This is a genomic window from Streptomyces sp. NPDC127106 (genome assembly GCF_042677605.1).
Classification (GTDB): domain Bacteria; phylum Actinomycetota; class Actinomycetes; order Streptomycetales; family Streptomycetaceae; genus Streptomyces.
Genome location: NZ_JBHXTC010000017.1, coordinates 19,458 through 34,201, shown reverse-complemented (window position 1 = coordinate 34,201; position 14,744 = coordinate 19,458). Strand labels below are relative to the sequence as shown.

The window sequence follows — 14,744 nt, the reverse complement described above, 5'->3', positions numbered from 1 at the left end:
GCCGCGGGGCGGGCGCTGAGGGCTGTGTGGGTGCGTGAGCGCCCCCCCCACCCCCCCCCCCCCCCCCCCCCGGGCCGCATGGTCGTCCAGCACCTGTGGGCGCCCTCCGGCGGCGCCGACCTCTCCGGCAGCGGCTACGAGCCGCAGGGGAAGCTCACTCGCGCAGGGCACTCCTTGACGCCCGAACAGCTCCGCCCGCTGCGGGAGCTGCTCACCACGGCGGCCCTGTGCAACGACGCGAGCCTCAAGCCGCCCGGGCCCGGATCGGACGCCTGGACGGCCGTGGGCGATCCGATGGAGGCAGCACTGCTGGCAGCCGCTGCCAAAGCCGGCTGCCCGGACCCGGCCGAGCTGCACCAGGCCTGCCCCCGGATCGCGGAAGCCCCCTTCGACAGCCTCCGCAAGCGCATGACCACGCTGCACCACCTGCCCGACGGAAACGTGCTGGTCTGCCTCAAGGGAGCCCCCGAGGCGGTCCTCACTCCCCGGGTGCTCGCCGAGCTGCCCGAACTGCTGGACCAGGCCCGTGACCAGGCCGCCGCGCTGGCCGCCCGCGGGTTCCGCGTCCTCGCCGTGGCAGGCGTCGAGCGGCTCCAATGGCACCTGCCGGCCGCCGAGGCCGAGCAGGGCCTGCGCCTGCTCGGCCTGATCGCCGTCAGCGACCCGCCGAAGGCCGCTGCGGCCGCGACCCTGACCGCCTGCCGGGAAGCGGGCATCACCCCGGTCCTGATCACCGGCGACCACCCGGCGACGGCCCGTGCCATCGCCGAGCGCACCGGCCTCGTCCAGGACGGGGCCGGCGGGGAGGTCCTCACCGGACCCGAGCTGGCCGCCGCCCCGGACACCGACCTGACCGGCGTACGGGTCTTCGCCCGTACCGACCCGCAGCAGAAGCTGGACATCGTCCACGCATGGCGGGCCCGCGGCGCCGTGACCGCCATGACGGGGGACGGGGTCAATGACGGCCCCGCCCTCCGCCAGGCCGACATCGGCGTCGCCATGGGCGCCCGAGGCACCGAGGTGGCCCGACAGGCCGCCGACCTCGTCCTCACCGACGACAAGCTCGCCATCGTGGTCAAGGCCGTCGAAGAAGGACGTCGGGTGTACGACAACATCCGCCGCTTCCTCGTCTACGCCATGGCCGGCGGAGCAGCCGAGATCCTCGTGATGCTGATCGGCCCACTGCTCGGCCTGCCACTGCCGCTCCGCGCGGGCCAGATCCTGTGGATCAACCTCCTCACCCATGGCCTGACAGGTGTGGCCATGGGCGCGGAGCCCGTCTCACCGGAAGCCATGCGCCGCCCGCCGCGGCCGCCCGGCCAGCACATCCTCGCCGCAGGCGTGTGGCAGCGCCTCCTCATCCTGGCCTCCGCCGTGACGGCGGTCAGCCTGATCGCCGGCGTCGCCGCCCGGGCCATGGGCCTGCCCTGGCAGAGCGTGCTCTTCCTGGCCCTGCTCGGCGCCCAGCTGGGTGTGGCCCTGGGCCTGCGGGCCCGCCTGCTGACCCGGGCGAACCTCTTCCTCCCGGCCTCCGTGGCCGGTTCCGCCGTGCTGGCGATGGCCGCCCTGCACGTGCCCGTCTTGCAGTCGCTGCTGGAGACCGAGCCCGTGGGCTGGACCGGTGTCTGGCTCGCTTCGGCCGCAGCCCTCGCAGCTTTCGTCGCCGCCCGGCTCCTGCGGGGCGCATTCCGTAGAAGGGCTTGATCATGAACATGTACGCACCGGGACACGGACCCGGGATCCACGCCGAGGTAGGCGATCAGATCGTCGTGGGCGGCCCCACGGTCGGCAAGCCGGGCCGGGACGGGGAAGTCGTCGCCCTCCACCACCAGGACGGCACCCCGCCGTACGACGTGCGCTGGTCCGACACCGGCCGTACCACCGTGTTCTTCCCGGGCCCCGATGCCCATGTCCGGCATCTGCACGAAGGGGCGGCACGCCCCGCCACGAGCAGCCGATCGGATCAGTAGCTCCCGGTTGAACGGGAAGCCCCCTCCGGCCGGAGCTACGGTGGACACGTGGTCTTCTCACCGTCGCTGTCGGCCGGAGGTGGGACATGAGCGCAGGCGGTCGGCCTGCCGGGAGCGGTGTGCCACGGCTACGGCTGGACGAGCTGCTCGAAGAGCTTCAGGTACGCATCGACGAGGTCAGGGGGACCCGGGACCGGCTGAACGGCCTCCTCGAAGCCGTCATGTCGGTCGGCCGGGAACTGGACCTGCCCCAGGTCCTGCGCCGCATCGTCGAAGCTGCCGTGGTCCTGGTGGACGCTGAGTACGGTGCGCTCGGTGTGATCGGCGACGACGAAAGACTCGCCGAGTTCCTGCCCGTCGGCATCAGCGATGACCTCCGCGCACAGATCGGCGACCTGCCCTCCGGCCACGGCATCCTCGGCGAGCTGATCCGCAACCCGAAGCCCCTGAGGCTGTCCGAGATCTCGGAGCACTCAGCCTCGTACGGCTTCCCCGCCCACCACCCGCCGATGCACTCCTTCCTCGGCGTCCCCGTCCGGGTCCGCGACGCGGTCTTCGGCAACCTCTACCTCACCGAGAAGCGAGGCGGCGCAGACTTCGACGAGGAGGACGAGGCACTCCTGGCCACCCTCGCCATCGCCGCCGGCATCGCGATCGAGAACGCCCGTCTCTTCGAGGAGGTGTGCCTGCGGGAGCGCTGGCTGGCGGCCAATTCCGAGATCACCAGCGCCGTGCTGTCCGGAGCCCCTGAGGACGAGGTCCTCGAAGGCATGCTTGAGCGGGCCAAGGACATGACCAGCGCCGACACGGGCGTGCTTTACCTCCTCGGACCCGCCGGCGAACTGCGCGGCTCCCTCGCCCTGGGAGAGGGTGCCGAAGCGCACCGCGGGATCGTCTTGCCCAGCACCCAGGGCATCCTGGCCGAAGTCGCCCTCGCCCAGCACGGTCTGATCACGGTCAAGGACATGGAGACCGACGGCCACGTCACCGTGCAGCCGGAACGCTGGAAGGGCTTCGGCCCGGCCGTAGCCGTCACCGTCGGCACGAAAGAGAAGCTCAGCGGCGTCCTGATCCTGGCCAGGCGCCGCGGCCGCGCGGTGTTCGCCACCGGGGAGGTCGCCGCCCTCCCCGGCTTCGCCGGTCAGGTGGCCCTGGCCCTGGAACTGGCCGACCGCCGCCGCGACGCCGAACAGGTGAGCATGCTGGAGGACCACGACCGCATCGCCCGCGACCTCCATGACCTCGCCATCCAGCGCCTGTTCGCCACCGGTATGACCCTCCAGAGCGCCCAGCGGTTGGTAGAGCACCCGGAGGCATCCGAACGGCTCGCTCGGGCGGTCGACGACCTTGACGCCACCATCAAGATCATCCGCTCGACCATCTTCGGGCTGCGCGAGCACGAGAGCCCCGCCACAGGCTCGAAGCTGCGCTCCCGGGCCGTCCAGACCCTGGACGAGGCCTCGGCCGGACTCGGCTTCGCCCCCGCGCTGCGCATGGAAGGGCTGATCGACACCGATGTACCGCCGGCCGTGGCCGACGAGATCCTCGCCGTACTCGGCGAGGCCCTCACCAATGTCGCCCGGCATGCCGAAGCCACCCCGCGTGGAGGTCGCCATCGTCGCGGCGGACGCCATACTGACCGTCACGGTGACGGACGACGGCATCGGCCTGGCCGACGGCGGCCGGCGCAGCGGACTGCGCAACCTCGCCGAGCGCGCCGTGAAACTCGGAGGTCGGATGGAGGTCGCTGCGCGGGGCGAGGGGACGCGCGGCACCCGTTTGCAGTGGGAGGTGCCCCTGGCCCCGTCGGGCCTGTGACCGACCGGCGTCGCTCCACGCGGAGGCCGGGTACCGGTCACGCAGGCTTCACAGGGAGCTGCCGCTGCCGTAGGGGGCGTACAGATCGAGCAGGCGGATCCGGGTGGCTTGCAGGCGGTGGGCGAGGACCTGTCCGACCCAGTGGCCGATGGCGGAGCCGAAGACGGGATCGGCGTCCATCAGCGTGCGTACACGTGCCGCGTCGAATGCGTAGGCGCGCACGGGGGTCATCGCCTCGGCACCCAGGCGCCAGGTATGCGGCTTGAACAGCCACGAACACCCGACCAGCTCGCCGGCGCCGAGGCGCTCGATGACCGCGGCGCGCCGACCGGGCACGTGGACGTCGAGGGTCACGGTGCCGGACCGGACGATCCAGAACCGGTCGGCGCGGCCGCCCTCGCGGAAGAGACGGGTCCCTTCGGCGAAGTTCACCTCTCGGGCTATCTCCATCAAGCGGGCGCGGCAGTCGGCGGGCAGTGCCGTGGCGATTCGGATGGGTGACGGGGTGCTCATGGACGGCCTCCTGAATCGAGTCCGTCTCCAGTCTTCGCGCGCGGGTACGTTTTCGGCTTGGGCCCTGTGGCCCCCATCCCGGTCCCGAACGGCCTATGCCCGGATCCGTGCAGAGCGAGACGCTGGGAGGCAGACGGCTCGTCCACGGCCGCCGGCCCCGTCGACCCGGCAGGTGCGAGATGTACTGGAACGGCCATGGCATGGGCGCCTGGGGATGGTTCGCCATGTCACTCACCACGCTGATCGTTTGGGCTCTCATCGTCGCGGTGGCAGTGCTCCTGGTCCGCGCCTTCAAGCGCGACGGCGCGGACGGACGGGCAGCCGCCCCGGATTCCGGACGCGGCAAGGGGGCCGAGGGCCTGCTTGCCGAGCGGTTCGCCCGGGGCGAGATCGACGACGAGGAGTACGAGCGGCGGCTGGCGGTGCTGCGCAGCCATGCCCCCGGCCCCACGTTCCCGCGAAAGTGATATGCCCACCCGCAGGCCGAGCCCTGGCGCTCGCCTGCCGACCGGAGGGGCGCCGATGATGGACAGCCAACCGCTCGGCACGGCCCACGCCCCGTCCCGGTCCTCGGCCGAAGCGCCGGGGCGACGGGTGGAAGAGCTGGCTGCCGAGGAGGCGCTGGAGCTGCTCGGCAGCGTGGGACTGGGGCGCATCGTCTTCACCCGGCACGCGCTGCCCGCCGTACGCCCGGTCAATCACCTTCTTGACGCCGGTGACATCATCATCCGCCCCCACGACGGATCGACGCTCGCAGCCCTGATGGAGGCGCAGGAAGGGACGGGCGTGGTCGTCGCGTACGAGGCCGACACCATCGATCCCGAAGCCCGTGTCGGCTGGGGCGTGGTGGCCACCGGTTACGCCACCGCCGTCACCGACCCGATCGAGCTGGAGCGCTACGCACACCTCCTCCTGCCCTGGGTCGAGGGCGCGTTCTCCGGGCCCATCCGGATCACGCCCGGCCTGGTCACCGGCTTCCGACTGCATTGAGGGGGCCCGTGGCAACCGGCCTGCGCGGGCAGGGGCGCCGGGACCAACCCGACCGGCACGCAATGGCGACCGACCGACCGACCGGCCGATGCGGGGCGGCCCGGCCTCGGGCCGGCCTGGCGGTACCCGAGAAGGGGAAACGGAGAGCGTCTCCGCCGGAGCGCAGCACGATGCGGCGGCCGAGCCGCCGAAGGAGCGATGACGTCATGACCACTTTCAGTGGACCCGGAGACCCTCCACCCCGCGATCACGATGGCCGGACGACGGGAGGCCGGACCGACCTGGGGCGTCGGCTTGCCGCCCGCCGAACCGCGGCCGGCATGAGCCGCGAGGAGCTGGGAGAGCGCTGCGGTGCCGACGCACACTACATCGCCTGCCTGGAGGACCACGTCGCCCTCCCGGCGATCGGGACGCTCGTTCGTCTCGCCGATGCGCTCGGCACCACCGTCGTCGCCCTGGTCGGCACGGGCTCCGATCGCGATCCCGGGCCGCCCGCCAGGGCCCCCGAGGTTCAGCCGGTCACCCTGGACGAGGTGGAGTGTCGACGGCTGCTCGGGGTCCGGGGCATCGGCCGGGTGGCCGTCTTCACCCCCGAGGGTCCCGCCGTCCACCCCGTGAACTACCTGGTCGCCGCCGGGGACGTAACCTTCCGTACTGCGGCCGGCACAGTGCTGGCACGGGCCGCGGGCAGGGAGGCCGCCTTCGAGGTGGAGCGGATCGACGAGGTGGCGGCCAGGGCATGGAGCGTGCTCGCCGTGGGGGTGCTCGAGGAAGCGACCGACCCGGCCCAGCTCGAGCGCCTGGCCGACGCGGTCCACTCCACGCCCTGGGCGGGCGGCACCCGTACCCACTGGATGAAACTGACCCCGGTCAGGCTCACGGGCCGACGGGTGGCGTGCCGCCGACCTTCCGGAACGGCACGTGCCGGCCTCGATCGGTGATGCCGTCGGCACGTGTGCCCCCGTAATCCGCGAGCAGATCTCTGCGCACCTGCTCCGTGAGCCGGGACAGCTGCTTCGAGGTCGTCGGAGCCGGGGGCCGGGGGTCTCGGATGCGCCTGGCCTCCCGCGGAAGGGCGTCGAGGTCGGCCTCGAAGCGGGAGCGCGCGGCGGTGAGGGAGTCGCTCGGGCCGGTCCGGCGGCCGTTCCGCATCACCGTGCCGAGCAGCGGGTCCGCGCCTGGTGGACGCTCCTCGTCCCGGAGGGCGATCACGTCTGCCCGCCCGGGCCACCGGTACACCTGCTTGGGCGCCGGAGGGGTGGCCTTCGCCGAGGACAGCTTCATCACCGGCCGCCCGCCGTAGGCCACCAGCTTGTACGCGGCGTCCAGATACGGTGCGTCAGCAGCGACACCCACACGGGTGCCCACCGCGAAGACATCGATGGGAGCCCCGGAGCGGATGAGATCGTCGATCGCGTACTCGTCCAAGCCGCCGCTGGCGATGATGTTCACGTCTGGCAGCCCGGAGGCGTCCAGCCGAGCGCGGGAGCGGCGCGCCAGCTCTCCGAGATCACCGCTGTCGAGGCGGATCGCGCAGCCCGGACCACGCCGTAGCCCGGCCAGGACACGGGTGGCGGTCGTCACGCCCCGGTCGGTGTCGTAGGTGTCGACGAGCAGGGTGATGGGGCCGGGATGGGCGCGCGCGAAGGCCCGGAACGCCTGTTCCTCGGAGGGGAAGGATTCGATGTACGAGTGCGCCATGGTGCCGGAGGCGGGCAGGCCCAGCCTGACTGCGGCGTCGACGTTGCTGGTTCCGGCGAACCCGACGAGCCCCCCGAGCCGGACGGCCTGGAAACCGGCCTGCGGCCCGTGGTTGCGGCGCAACGAGAAGTCGACCACCGGCCGGCCGCGGGCGGCCAGGACACAGCGTGCCGCCTTGGAGGCGACGGCCGTCTGGTGGCAGAGCTGGCTGAGCAGGTACGTCTCGACGAGCTGGGCCTGGGGGAGGGGCGCCGTCACCTCCATCAGCGGCTCACCGGCGAAGACCAGCCGCCCCTCGGTGACCGCGCGCACCTCGCCCTCGAACCGCAGGCCCACCAGCGGAGCCAGATCCGCTGGTGGCCGGTGCAGTGCCTCGGCGAACACGCGGGCATCGTTCGCCGTCACCTCGAACCGGGCCAGGTAGTCGAGGGCGGGCTCCAGCCCGGCGGCAACGAGGAAGCCCCTTCCCGGGGGCAGGTCACGCACGAAGAGACTGAAGGTCGCCTCGGCGTCCATGCCCTCGCCCAGGTACGACATCGCCATCGTGACCTCGTACAGGTCTGTTGTGGTCACATCCGACATGCCTCCAGCGTGCCGCGCAGGCGGAGAATGCGCTGCGCAACCCGGGGACGCGGTGGGGGCCGGGCGACCCCTGCCCCCGTCGGCGCGCCCCTGGCCGATCTTCCCGCTCCCCTGAGCCGGGGCCGAACGGCCCCGTCGCTGCCCCGACAGGCCCAAGCGGACCGGGGGCGACGGAACGACAGTGGATACGGAAGCCCGCACGAAGGCGCCGATCACACGGCGCCGGAAATCCAGGAGCACCCCATGTCAGGCACGCAGATGGAGCGGAGGCGCAGCCTCTTCCCCGACCTCACGGACTGGTTCGGAGCCGACTTTCCGCGCTTCCCGATGTGGCGGCCGGCCCTCAACGCCCACCCGATCCCGATCGAGGTGACCAGCGACGAAGGCACGTACACGCTCCGCGCCGAACTGCCGGGGATGGACCCCGACAAGGACATCGAGATCACGGTCGACGGCGACACCCTCACCGTGAGCGCCGAGCACACCGAGAGCACAGAGGAGAAGGACCACTCCGAGTTCCGCTACGGATTCTTCCGCCGCAGCGTCCGCCTGCCCGGCCGGATCCCCACCGAGGGAGTCGAAGCAGCGTACGAGGACGGCATCCTCACGGTCCGCGTACCGATGGAGCCCGAACCCCCCGCCGGCCGCCGCAGCATCCCCGTCAAGCGCCCCCAGGGCACGGACACGGAGGAGACGGAGGAGACGTCATGACGGCCAAGAGGGTCTTGGTCGCCTACGGGAGCAAGCACGGCGCGACCGCCGGGATCGCGGCGGAAATCGGCAGGATCCTCCGCGAGGACGGCCTTGACGCCGTGGTGCTCCCGGCGGACGACGTGGACGACGTCCGCGGCTTCGACGCCGTCGTCCTCGGCGGGTCCCTGTACGCCGGCCGCTGGAGCAGCAAGGCCCGTCACTGCGCGGAACGCAACGAGCACTACCTCAAGCACCGCCCGGTCTGGCTGTTCAGCAGCGGCCCGATCGACAGCTCCGCGGAGCAGCACGAGATCCCGCCGGTGCCGGCCGTGGCCCGACAGATGGAACGACTCGGCGCCCGCGAACACGTCACCTTCGGAGGCCGCATCACCGCGAGCACACCAGGTCTCATCGCCAAGGCGGTGATCCGGCATGGCAAGGGCGGCGACTTCCGCAACCCGGAGCGGATCCAGACCTGGGCCCACCACATCAGCAGCGAACTCGCCACAGCCGCCTGAACGGCCGACCCGGTGAGCCGAGCCGCCGGAAGGCGGCTCGGTCGCACGGCGACCTGTGCTTCTCCAGCGGTCATGTGCCGTCGGGCCGCGGCGCCGCGCAATCAGGATCCGCGAGAAGTGGGCGGGCAATCAGGATCCGCGAGAAGTGGGCGGGCCCGATCCGTCCACTTGTGCGCGCGGGCCGATTTCGTCCTGCGGACCCGGAGGCTCTTCGAGGACGCTCCAGGCGACCGGGCCGAGCAGGTCCGCCACCCTCCGGAAGACATCCATCAACAGGTCGTCCAGCGTGAGCATGCCCACGACACGCTGCCCGTCGAGGACGGGCAGACGCCGGACACCGCTGTTGCGGAAGGTGCGGTACGCGGCGTGGATGTCGTCGGTCACGTCGACGGTCACGACCGGAGTGGTCATGACCTCCCCGATCGGATCGTCGCGGTCGAGCCCTGCGGCCACGGCGCGCACCGCGATGTCACGGTCGGTGACGATGCCGCGCAATACTCCTCCCTCCGTCACGACCAGGCAGCCCACGGCGTAGACGTCCATGTGGCGGGCGGCCTCACCGATGGTCGTCGTGGTGTTGACGGACACCGCGGGGGCGGACATGGATGCGGATACGTTCATCGTCCGGCTCCTTCCCAGTAGCCCGGCGCACGTCATGGTGCGGTGGCGGCCGTAGTTCGTGACCTGACCGGTTCAGCGGCCCGTACCGGTGTCGTCCGCTTCCCACGCGAGGTGCTCCGTGACGCGAACGACGCCGTCGACGGTTCGGCAGAGCCGCCCGATGACGGGGATGAGGCTCCTGAAGCGCACCACGCCGTGCAGGGTGACTTGTCCGTCCGCCACTTCGACGGACACTGCGGCGGGGTCGAGGTGCAGGGTGCGGTCGAGGACGTCCCCGGTGATCTCGCGGCGGATGGCGTCGTCCTCGCGCAGGAAGATCCGCAGCAGGTCACCACGGGTGACGATGCCCATGAGGACGTCGGCGTCGTCGACGACCAGCAGCCGCTTGACCCGCTGGCTCTCCATGAGCCGAGCGGCCTCTGCCACGGTCCAGTCCGGCCGCGCGCAGACGGCCGGGGCCGACATCAGCTCCTCCGCCGTCGTGCTGTCGGCCTTGTCGCGCTCCCACGGTTCGGGGCGCGGCAGCAAGCGGAACCAGTCCCCTTGGTCGACGGATTTCGGCAGCAGATCGCCCTCGGAGATCACGCCGAGCGGGTGGCCGCCGGCGTCGGTGACCGCCACCGCGGACACCTCGTGCTCGTCGAGCGTACGCACGATGTCCTTGAACGTGGCGCGCCGGGGGACCGTGACGACCTCCCGGGTCATCAGTTCGCCCACTTCTCTGTGCCTCACCGTGTTCTCCTTCCCGTTGCCGTGGCAGGGCGTCGCAGTCAGGCCGGCAGCTGTGTGTGGAGCCGGGACGTGACGTCCACGACTCCGGGCACTGCGCGCGCGATGCGCACGAGCACGTCCGCCAGCGTCGGGTTGGGCACTTCGCCCTCCAGCTGTACGACGCCGTGGTCGACGTGGACGTGCACGACCGCCGGTCCGGCGGGGATCAGCTGCGCCGTGAGCAGCTCCCGCAGTTCCTCGGCGATGTCCCCGTCGGGGCGGAGGTAGATCTTCAGAAGGTCGCCGCGACTGACGACGCCTACGAGCCCGCCGTCGTCATCCACCACCGGCAGCCGCTTGAAGGGCCCTCTCGCCATCAGGCGGGCGGCGCCGGCGATCGTGGCGTCCTTGGGCACGGTCGCCGGTGGAGCGGTCATCAGCTGCCCGGCGGTCACGGTGTGCGACTCTTCTGCGCCCTCCGCCTTCGATAGAAGGTCGGTCGCGGCCTTGGCCAGCAGATCGGCCTCGGAAACGACGCCGGCGACCCGGCCCTCGGCCGACAGCACGGGCAGGGCGCTGAAACCCCATCGCCGCATGGTTCCGACGATGTCGTGGACCGTGGCTTCGCGGTCGACCGATACCACGGCGTGCGTCATGACGTCGTTCACGGTGCGCAGGTGCTTCATGATTCCTCCAGCCGCTGGATACCGTGCTCTCCCAGCCTCGCTGCACACGTCCACGGGGAGTAGGGCCGACCGGGACCCTCATGGGCGCTGACCGGCCCGGATCCTGCGCCGTCTACGACGGGTCTCCCTGTGTGCCCCCGGTGTGTGCGGCGACGTAGCCCGCGCATCCGTCAAGGGTGGTGAGCGAGGGGTAGTCCTGTTCCGGCAGGGCGAGCCCCGTCCGTCCGCTGAGCACCTCGACGAAGGTGAGGAAGTCCAGGGAGTCCATCTCCAGGCGCTCCCGGAACTTCTCGTCGGGTGACACCGCGGAGAGGTCGGCACCGGGGACGATCCTCGATCACGGCTTTGATCATTTCGAGGGCTTCGTCGGTTCACAGGTCCTCCGGGGCATGCCGTCGACCGCGACGGGTCGGTCGGTGATCCTGCCGAGGCCCACCATCGCCACCTGGGGCGGATAGATCACGCCGAAGGTCATGACGGGCTCCTCGTCCATCACGGGGCATTTCCGGATGGTGGTCCAGAACCACCATCCGCCGGACCCGGTACGTCGCGGGAGGGCCGAACGGCCCTGGGCGGGGACCGCTCGGTCCAACCGCGTGCCGGCCCGAGCCGGGCACTACCCGGCCGACCGTCGCCGATGCCTTCGGTGCCACCGTGTGATCTAGGCTCATCTCGTGGGGGGGGCACGCGATGAGAAGGGCGCCAACATGCCCGACATCGAGCAGGAGCTGGCCGACACGCAGCGCGAGCACTGGCAGCAGACCTACGGCGAGCATCCCGGAATGTACGGCGAGGAGCCGTCTGCCGCGGCCGTCCACGCCGCTGTGGTGTTCCAGGCGGCCGGCGCCCGCGAGATCCTGGAGCTGGGCGCCGGGCATGGCCGTGACGCGCTGTACTTCGCCCGCGAGGGCTTCTCCGCGCTGGCCACCGACTTCAGCCCGGTGGGGCTGGAGCAGCTGCGCGAAGCGGCGACCGCGCAAGGCGTTGCCGACCGGGTTTCTGCTGTGGTCCACGATGTCCGCGAGCCGCTTCCACTCGCGGACGCCTCCGTGGACGCGGTCTTCGCACACATGCTGCTGTGCATGGCGCTGTCCACCAAGGAGATCCACGCCTTGGTCGCGGAAGTCCGCCGCGCGCTGCGGCCGGGGGGCACCTTCGTCTACACGGTCCGGCACACCCAAGACGCGCACTACGGGGCTGGTACGGGGTACGGGGACGGCATCTGGGAGCACGGCGGCTTCGCCGTCCATTTCTTCTCCCGGGACCTGGTGGACGCCCTGGCCGAGGGCTGGGTCCTTGAAGAGGTCCATGCCTTCGAGGAGGGCGGCCTACCACGCAGGCTGTGGCGCATCACCCAGACCATGCCGCGACAGTGAGCACCGGCCAAGCGTCACTCACCGTGACTGAATGTTCCGGCTCGGGGTCTCGCCCTCGTGCTCCTGCTCGTGGACCTGCGCGGCGATTACCGCTGTCTGGACCCGGCGTTCGACGCCCAGTTTGCCCAGCAGCCGGGAGATGCGGTTCTTGACCGTCTTCTCCGAAAGAACCGCGAGCGCAGGTCCCGGCAGACGGTGATGCCGTCGCCGTCAGGCAGCCGTACGTCGAGCACGGCGACATCCGGGCGCAGCGCCGGGCCGCGGGCCAGCGCCTGCTCCGCGGTGCCCGCCCCGGCCACGACGGTGATGGCCGCCTCGGCACCCAGGAGGTCACGCAGTGCCCGCCGGACCACCTCGTGGTCGTCGAGAAGGAACACCTTGATCGGTACCTCGGCGGAGGGACCTGGTACATCGGACATGTCGCCGCCTGATCCGCACCACACTACGCATGCTTCCACCCGAACTGTCTCAGGGTGCGGCCGATGCGCATCCGTGGACCGGAGGGCCTATCCGCGACCTCGGCCCTTGCGCTCGGGCAGAGCCCACGTCGGCCTATGCGGTGGTCGAGACCGCCCCGTCGAGTTCCATCCGGACGTCGACGACCCCCTCGACGGCGCGGATGGAGCGAGCCAGGAGCGGTACCAGCGCCCGGTCACGCAGCGCCCCCTGCACGGTGACGACACCGTCCACTACGGAGAAGTCCAGGGCTACACCTGGTGCGAGTTCGCTCAGCACGGCCTGGCGGATCTCCTCCTCCAGTTCCTCGTCCGGGCGCAGGAAGACTTTCAGCAGGTCGCTGCGGCTGACGACGCCCTCCAGCATGCCGACCCCGTTCACCACCGGCAGGCGCTTGACGTGCTTGCGGGCCATGATGCGGGCGGCCTCGGCAAGGGTGGCGTCCGGGTGGACGGTGACCGCCGGGCTCGACATCAGGTCCTCGGCGAGCACACCACCGGCCTTCGAGGCTTCATCCAACTGGTCCGGCAGGAGGGGCTCCTCGCGGCGGAACTCTTCCTTGGGCAGCAGGTCGGCCTCGGAGACGACCCCGACCACGCGCCCCTCACCCTCCAGCACGGGAACCGCACTCACCTTCCATTCCTGCATCAGCTCGACGATCTCCTTGTACGACGCCTCGCGGCCTATGGCGATGGCGGTGTGTGTCATGACGTCACTGACGGTGTAGCGAGATGCGGGCATGACCGGCTCCTTCGCCGTGTCCGGGCATGGATCCTGCCGCCGCCCTGGGAAGCGTGCAGGTCGGGTCGAACCCTTCTTCCATCTGAGCACTCGGGCATGTGCCTGTGCAGGGCCCGGTGGGTCCACTGCGGAGGTCCGAGTGGCCCCCGTGCCGGACCGTGCAGCACTAGCCGGGTTTCCCCTTCCGTTTGCCGATCAGTGCTGTGAACGGCGCTCAGATCCTTGGTGTGTGGCTGCGGCGGGCCGTCGACGGCGTGCGGGAGGCTGGGCGGTGAGCTGAAGGAAGGGCGCGGTATGGACTGGCTGGTGAATCTTCTGGGTGTGGTCCTGGTGCTGTTGGTCCTGCGCGACCTGTTTCACACCTTGTGGCACCCCACCCGCCACGGCGGCCTGAGCCGATTGGTCATGATGGCCCTGTGGCGGCTGTCCGCAAGGCTCCCCGGCGGCCGCCGTGCCTCGGGGTTGACCGGCCCCCTGGCGATGGTGGCGGTGGTCGCCGTATGGACGCTGACCGTGGTGGTGGGCTGGGCTCTGGTCTACTCACGGCACATGCCGGACGGGTTCACATACACCGCCGGACTCGAGCCTGCCAAGCACGCACGGTTCATCGACGCACTCTACGTGTCCCTGGTCACCGTCTCGACCCTCGGCCTCGGAGACATCGCACCCGGCGAGGGGTGGTTGCGCGTTCTCGCTCCCCTGGAAGGACTCGTAGGCTTCGTCCTGCTCAGCGCGACGGTCTCCTGGACCCTCGGGATCTATCCGGCCCTGGCCCGCCGCAGGTCCTTGGCGCTGCGCCTGTCACACCTCTCGCGCACCCACCCCACGACGGAACAGATCGACGCGGACGCGGGAGCGGCGATCCTCGACAGCCTGACCGCCGGCATCTCCGTCATCTCGGTGGACTTCATGCAATACGCCGAGTCCTACTACTTCCATGACGGCGACGACCGCACCTCCCTGGCCCGCCACATCGCGTACGCCGAAAACCTGGCGGACCGGGCAGCGGCGGCCCGCCATCCGGACGTCCGGCTCTCGGCGGCGGTGCTGCGCGCGGCACTTGAAGACCTTGCCCTCATTCTCGACCAGCGATTTCTGCACACACAGGGAACCGTGCGACAAACCTTCGAAGCGTTCGCGCGCGACCACGGACACTGAGGGTCGCGTTTGCTTCCTCGATGACCGCGTGCTCTCCCGCGCCGAAGCGCCGGAAGCCGCGGACACCGTCCAAGTGTCGGTGCGCGCGGGGCACGTCACGCTCACGGGTTCGGCAAGCGGCGCCGTCGTGGCAAGAGTGCTCGCAGAGATCCGCAAGACAGACAGGGTGAAGGAGCTGACCGACCGGTTGATCGCCGTGTGACAACCCTG

Annotated in this window: 18 protein-coding genes and 2 pseudogenes; 11 read left to right on the top strand and 9 right to left on the bottom strand. The window is 70.9% G+C overall.

Annotated features, from left to right (window positions below; translation table 11 throughout):
- Nucleotides 1-78 precede the first annotated feature (78 nt).
- The 3 genes and pseudogenes from ACFVGY_RS16865 (at nt 79) to ACFVGY_RS16855 (ending at nt 3,788) form a co-directional block, all read left to right on the top strand.
- Nucleotides 79-1,704, top strand: a complete 1,626-nt coding sequence (locus ACFVGY_RS16865) for an HAD-IC family P-type ATPase (RefSeq protein ID WP_385677349.1) — start codon at nt 79-81, stop codon at nt 1,702-1,704.
- A 2-nt stretch (nt 1,705-1,706) separates the two neighbouring features.
- Nucleotides 1,707-1,970, top strand: coding sequence for a DUF1918 domain-containing protein (locus ACFVGY_RS16860; protein ID WP_385677346.1), 264 nt, complete (start codon nt 1,707-1,709; stop codon nt 1,968-1,970).
- 86 nt (nt 1,971-2,056) lie between these two features.
- Nucleotides 2,057-3,788 (top strand): annotated as a pseudogene (locus ACFVGY_RS16855) (GAF domain-containing protein).
- Nucleotides 3,789-3,836: 48 nt separating this feature from the next.
- On the opposite strand, the gene ACFVGY_RS16850 reads toward ACFVGY_RS16855, so the two are convergent.
- Nucleotides 3,837-4,301 (bottom strand): Crp/Fnr family transcriptional regulator, encoded by a 465-nt coding sequence (locus tag ACFVGY_RS16850; protein ID WP_385677343.1) that lies wholly within the window; start codon nt 4,299-4,301, stop codon nt 3,837-3,839.
- A 224-nt stretch (nt 4,302-4,525) separates the two neighbouring features.
- Here ACFVGY_RS16850 and ACFVGY_RS16845 point away from each other — a divergent pair, with 224 nt between their 5' ends.
- From ACFVGY_RS16845 to ACFVGY_RS16835, 3 genes are all read left to right on the top strand, one after another.
- Nucleotides 4,526-4,768 (top strand): SHOCT domain-containing protein, encoded by a 243-nt coding sequence (locus tag ACFVGY_RS16845; RefSeq protein ID WP_385677340.1) that lies wholly within the window; start codon nt 4,526-4,528, stop codon nt 4,766-4,768.
- Nucleotides 4,769-4,823: 55 nt separating this feature from the next.
- A complete protein-coding gene (locus ACFVGY_RS16840; protein ID WP_385677337.1) occupies nt 4,824-5,291 on the top strand; it encodes a pyridoxamine 5'-phosphate oxidase family protein in 468 nt (155 codons plus the stop codon).
- A 206-nt stretch (nt 5,292-5,497) separates the two neighbouring features.
- Nucleotides 5,498-6,232, top strand: coding sequence for a helix-turn-helix domain-containing protein (locus ACFVGY_RS16835; RefSeq protein WP_385677335.1), 735 nt, complete (start codon nt 5,498-5,500; stop codon nt 6,230-6,232).
- Here the strand turns inward: ACFVGY_RS16835 and ACFVGY_RS16830 are convergent.
- Nucleotides 6,168-7,574: a nicotinate phosphoribosyltransferase gene (locus ACFVGY_RS16830; protein WP_385677332.1), complete on the bottom strand. Its 1,407-nt coding sequence runs from the start codon at nt 7,572-7,574 to the stop codon at nt 6,168-6,170. The genes ACFVGY_RS16835 and ACFVGY_RS16830 overlap by 65 nt on opposite strands.
- Nucleotides 7,575-7,817: 243 nt before the next feature.
- Here ACFVGY_RS16830 and ACFVGY_RS16825 point away from each other — a divergent pair, with 243 nt between their 5' ends.
- A complete protein-coding gene (locus ACFVGY_RS16825; RefSeq protein WP_385677329.1) occupies nt 7,818-8,285 on the top strand; it encodes an Hsp20/alpha crystallin family protein in 468 nt (155 codons plus the stop codon).
- Nucleotides 8,282-8,785, top strand: coding sequence for a flavodoxin domain-containing protein (locus ACFVGY_RS16820; protein WP_385677326.1), 504 nt, complete (start codon nt 8,282-8,284; stop codon nt 8,783-8,785). The genes ACFVGY_RS16825 and ACFVGY_RS16820 overlap by 4 nt, the downstream gene beginning before the upstream one ends.
- Before the next feature lie 129 nt (nt 8,786-8,914).
- Here the strand turns inward: ACFVGY_RS16820 and ACFVGY_RS16815 are convergent, their stop codons facing one another.
- The 5 genes from ACFVGY_RS16815 to ACFVGY_RS16795 all read right to left on the bottom strand — a co-directional run bounded on the left by ACFVGY_RS16815 (nt 8,915) and on the right by ACFVGY_RS16795 (nt 11,278).
- Nucleotides 8,915-9,406, bottom strand: coding sequence for a CBS domain-containing protein (locus ACFVGY_RS16815; RefSeq protein ID WP_385677323.1), 492 nt, complete (start codon nt 9,404-9,406; stop codon nt 8,915-8,917).
- 72 nt (nt 9,407-9,478) lie between these two features.
- Nucleotides 9,479-10,138 (bottom strand): CBS domain-containing protein, encoded by a 660-nt coding sequence (locus ACFVGY_RS16810; RefSeq protein ID WP_385677321.1) that lies wholly within the window; start codon nt 10,136-10,138, stop codon nt 9,479-9,481.
- Between the two features lie 38 nt (nt 10,139-10,176).
- Nucleotides 10,177-10,803, bottom strand: a complete 627-nt coding sequence (locus tag ACFVGY_RS16805) for an HPP family protein (protein WP_385677318.1) — start codon at nt 10,801-10,803, stop codon at nt 10,177-10,179.
- 112 nt (nt 10,804-10,915) lie between these two features.
- A complete protein-coding gene (locus tag ACFVGY_RS16800) occupies nt 10,916-11,107 on the bottom strand; it encodes an acyl carrier protein (RefSeq protein ID WP_385677317.1) in 192 nt (63 codons plus the stop codon).
- A 45-nt stretch (nt 11,108-11,152) separates the two neighbouring features.
- The gene (locus tag ACFVGY_RS16795; protein ID WP_385677314.1) at nt 11,153-11,278 is read right to left on the bottom strand and encodes a hypothetical protein; all 126 of its coding nucleotides are present in this window, start codon (nt 11,276-11,278) and stop codon (nt 11,153-11,155) included.
- A gap of 232 nt (nt 11,279-11,510) precedes the next feature.
- Here ACFVGY_RS16795 and ACFVGY_RS16790 point away from each other — a divergent pair, with 232 nt between their 5' ends.
- Nucleotides 11,511-12,179, top strand: coding sequence for a class I SAM-dependent methyltransferase (locus ACFVGY_RS16790; RefSeq protein ID WP_385677311.1), 669 nt, complete (start codon nt 11,511-11,513; stop codon nt 12,177-12,179).
- Between the two features lie 170 nt (nt 12,180-12,349).
- Here the strand turns inward: ACFVGY_RS16790 and ACFVGY_RS16785 are convergent.
- Together ACFVGY_RS16785 and ACFVGY_RS16780 are read right to left on the bottom strand one after the other, a co-directional pair.
- Nucleotides 12,350-12,598, bottom strand: a pseudogene (locus tag ACFVGY_RS16785) (response regulator transcription factor); the annotation flags it as partial.
- A gap of 133 nt (nt 12,599-12,731) precedes the next feature.
- Complete coding sequence (locus ACFVGY_RS16780) at nt 12,732-13,376, bottom strand: CBS domain-containing protein (protein ID WP_385677308.1); 645 nt, start codon at nt 13,374-13,376, stop codon at nt 12,732-12,734.
- A 294-nt stretch (nt 13,377-13,670) separates the two neighbouring features.
- Between ACFVGY_RS16780 and ACFVGY_RS16775 the strand changes: the two genes are divergently transcribed.
- Both ACFVGY_RS16775 and ACFVGY_RS16770 read left to right on the top strand, forming a co-directional pair.
- Entirely contained in the window at nt 13,671-14,534 is an 864-nt protein-coding gene (locus ACFVGY_RS16775) for a potassium channel family protein (protein WP_385677305.1), read from the top strand.
- A gap of 28 nt (nt 14,535-14,562) precedes the next feature.
- Nucleotides 14,563-14,736 (top strand): hypothetical protein, encoded by a 174-nt coding sequence (locus ACFVGY_RS16770; RefSeq protein ID WP_385677302.1) that lies wholly within the window; start codon nt 14,563-14,565, stop codon nt 14,734-14,736.
- Nucleotides 14,737-14,744: the final 8 nt, after the last annotated feature.

Excerpts from the sequence above, each read along its gene's own strand:
- ACFVGY_RS16865 (WP_385677349.1), top strand. The coding sequence starts at position 79 with ATGGTCGTCCAGCACCTGTGGGCGCCCTCCGGCGGCGCCGACCTCTCC.
- ACFVGY_RS16860 (WP_385677346.1), top strand. The coding sequence starts at position 1,707 with ATGAACATGTACGCACCGGGACACGGACCCGGGATCCACGCCGAGGTA.
- ACFVGY_RS16850 (WP_385677343.1), bottom strand. The coding sequence starts at position 4,301 with ATGAGCACCCCGTCACCCATCCGAATCGCCACGGCACTGCCCGCCGAC.
- ACFVGY_RS16845 (WP_385677340.1), top strand. The coding sequence starts at position 4,526 with ATGTCACTCACCACGCTGATCGTTTGGGCTCTCATCGTCGCGGTGGCA.
- ACFVGY_RS16840 (WP_385677337.1), top strand. The coding sequence starts at position 4,824 with ATGATGGACAGCCAACCGCTCGGCACGGCCCACGCCCCGTCCCGGTCC.
- ACFVGY_RS16835 (WP_385677335.1), top strand. The coding sequence starts at position 5,498 with ATGACCACTTTCAGTGGACCCGGAGACCCTCCACCCCGCGATCACGAT.
- ACFVGY_RS16830 (WP_385677332.1), bottom strand. The coding sequence starts at position 7,574 with ATGTCGGATGTGACCACAACAGACCTGTACGAGGTCACGATGGCGATG.
- ACFVGY_RS16825 (WP_385677329.1), top strand. The coding sequence starts at position 7,818 with ATGTCAGGCACGCAGATGGAGCGGAGGCGCAGCCTCTTCCCCGACCTC.
- ACFVGY_RS16820 (WP_385677326.1), top strand. The coding sequence starts at position 8,282 with ATGACGGCCAAGAGGGTCTTGGTCGCCTACGGGAGCAAGCACGGCGCG.
- ACFVGY_RS16815 (WP_385677323.1), bottom strand. The coding sequence starts at position 9,406 with ATGAACGTATCCGCATCCATGTCCGCCCCCGCGGTGTCCGTCAACACC.
- ACFVGY_RS16805 (WP_385677318.1), bottom strand. The coding sequence starts at position 10,803 with ATGAAGCACCTGCGCACCGTGAACGACGTCATGACGCACGCCGTGGTA.
- ACFVGY_RS16795 (WP_385677314.1), bottom strand. The coding sequence starts at position 11,278 with ATGACCTTCGGCGTGATCTATCCGCCCCAGGTGGCGATGGTGGGCCTC.
- ACFVGY_RS16790 (WP_385677311.1), top strand. The coding sequence starts at position 11,511 with ATGCCCGACATCGAGCAGGAGCTGGCCGACACGCAGCGCGAGCACTGG.
- ACFVGY_RS16780 (WP_385677308.1), bottom strand. The coding sequence starts at position 13,376 with ATGCCCGCATCTCGCTACACCGTCAGTGACGTCATGACACACACCGCC.
- ACFVGY_RS16775 (WP_385677305.1), top strand. The coding sequence starts at position 13,671 with ATGGACTGGCTGGTGAATCTTCTGGGTGTGGTCCTGGTGCTGTTGGTC.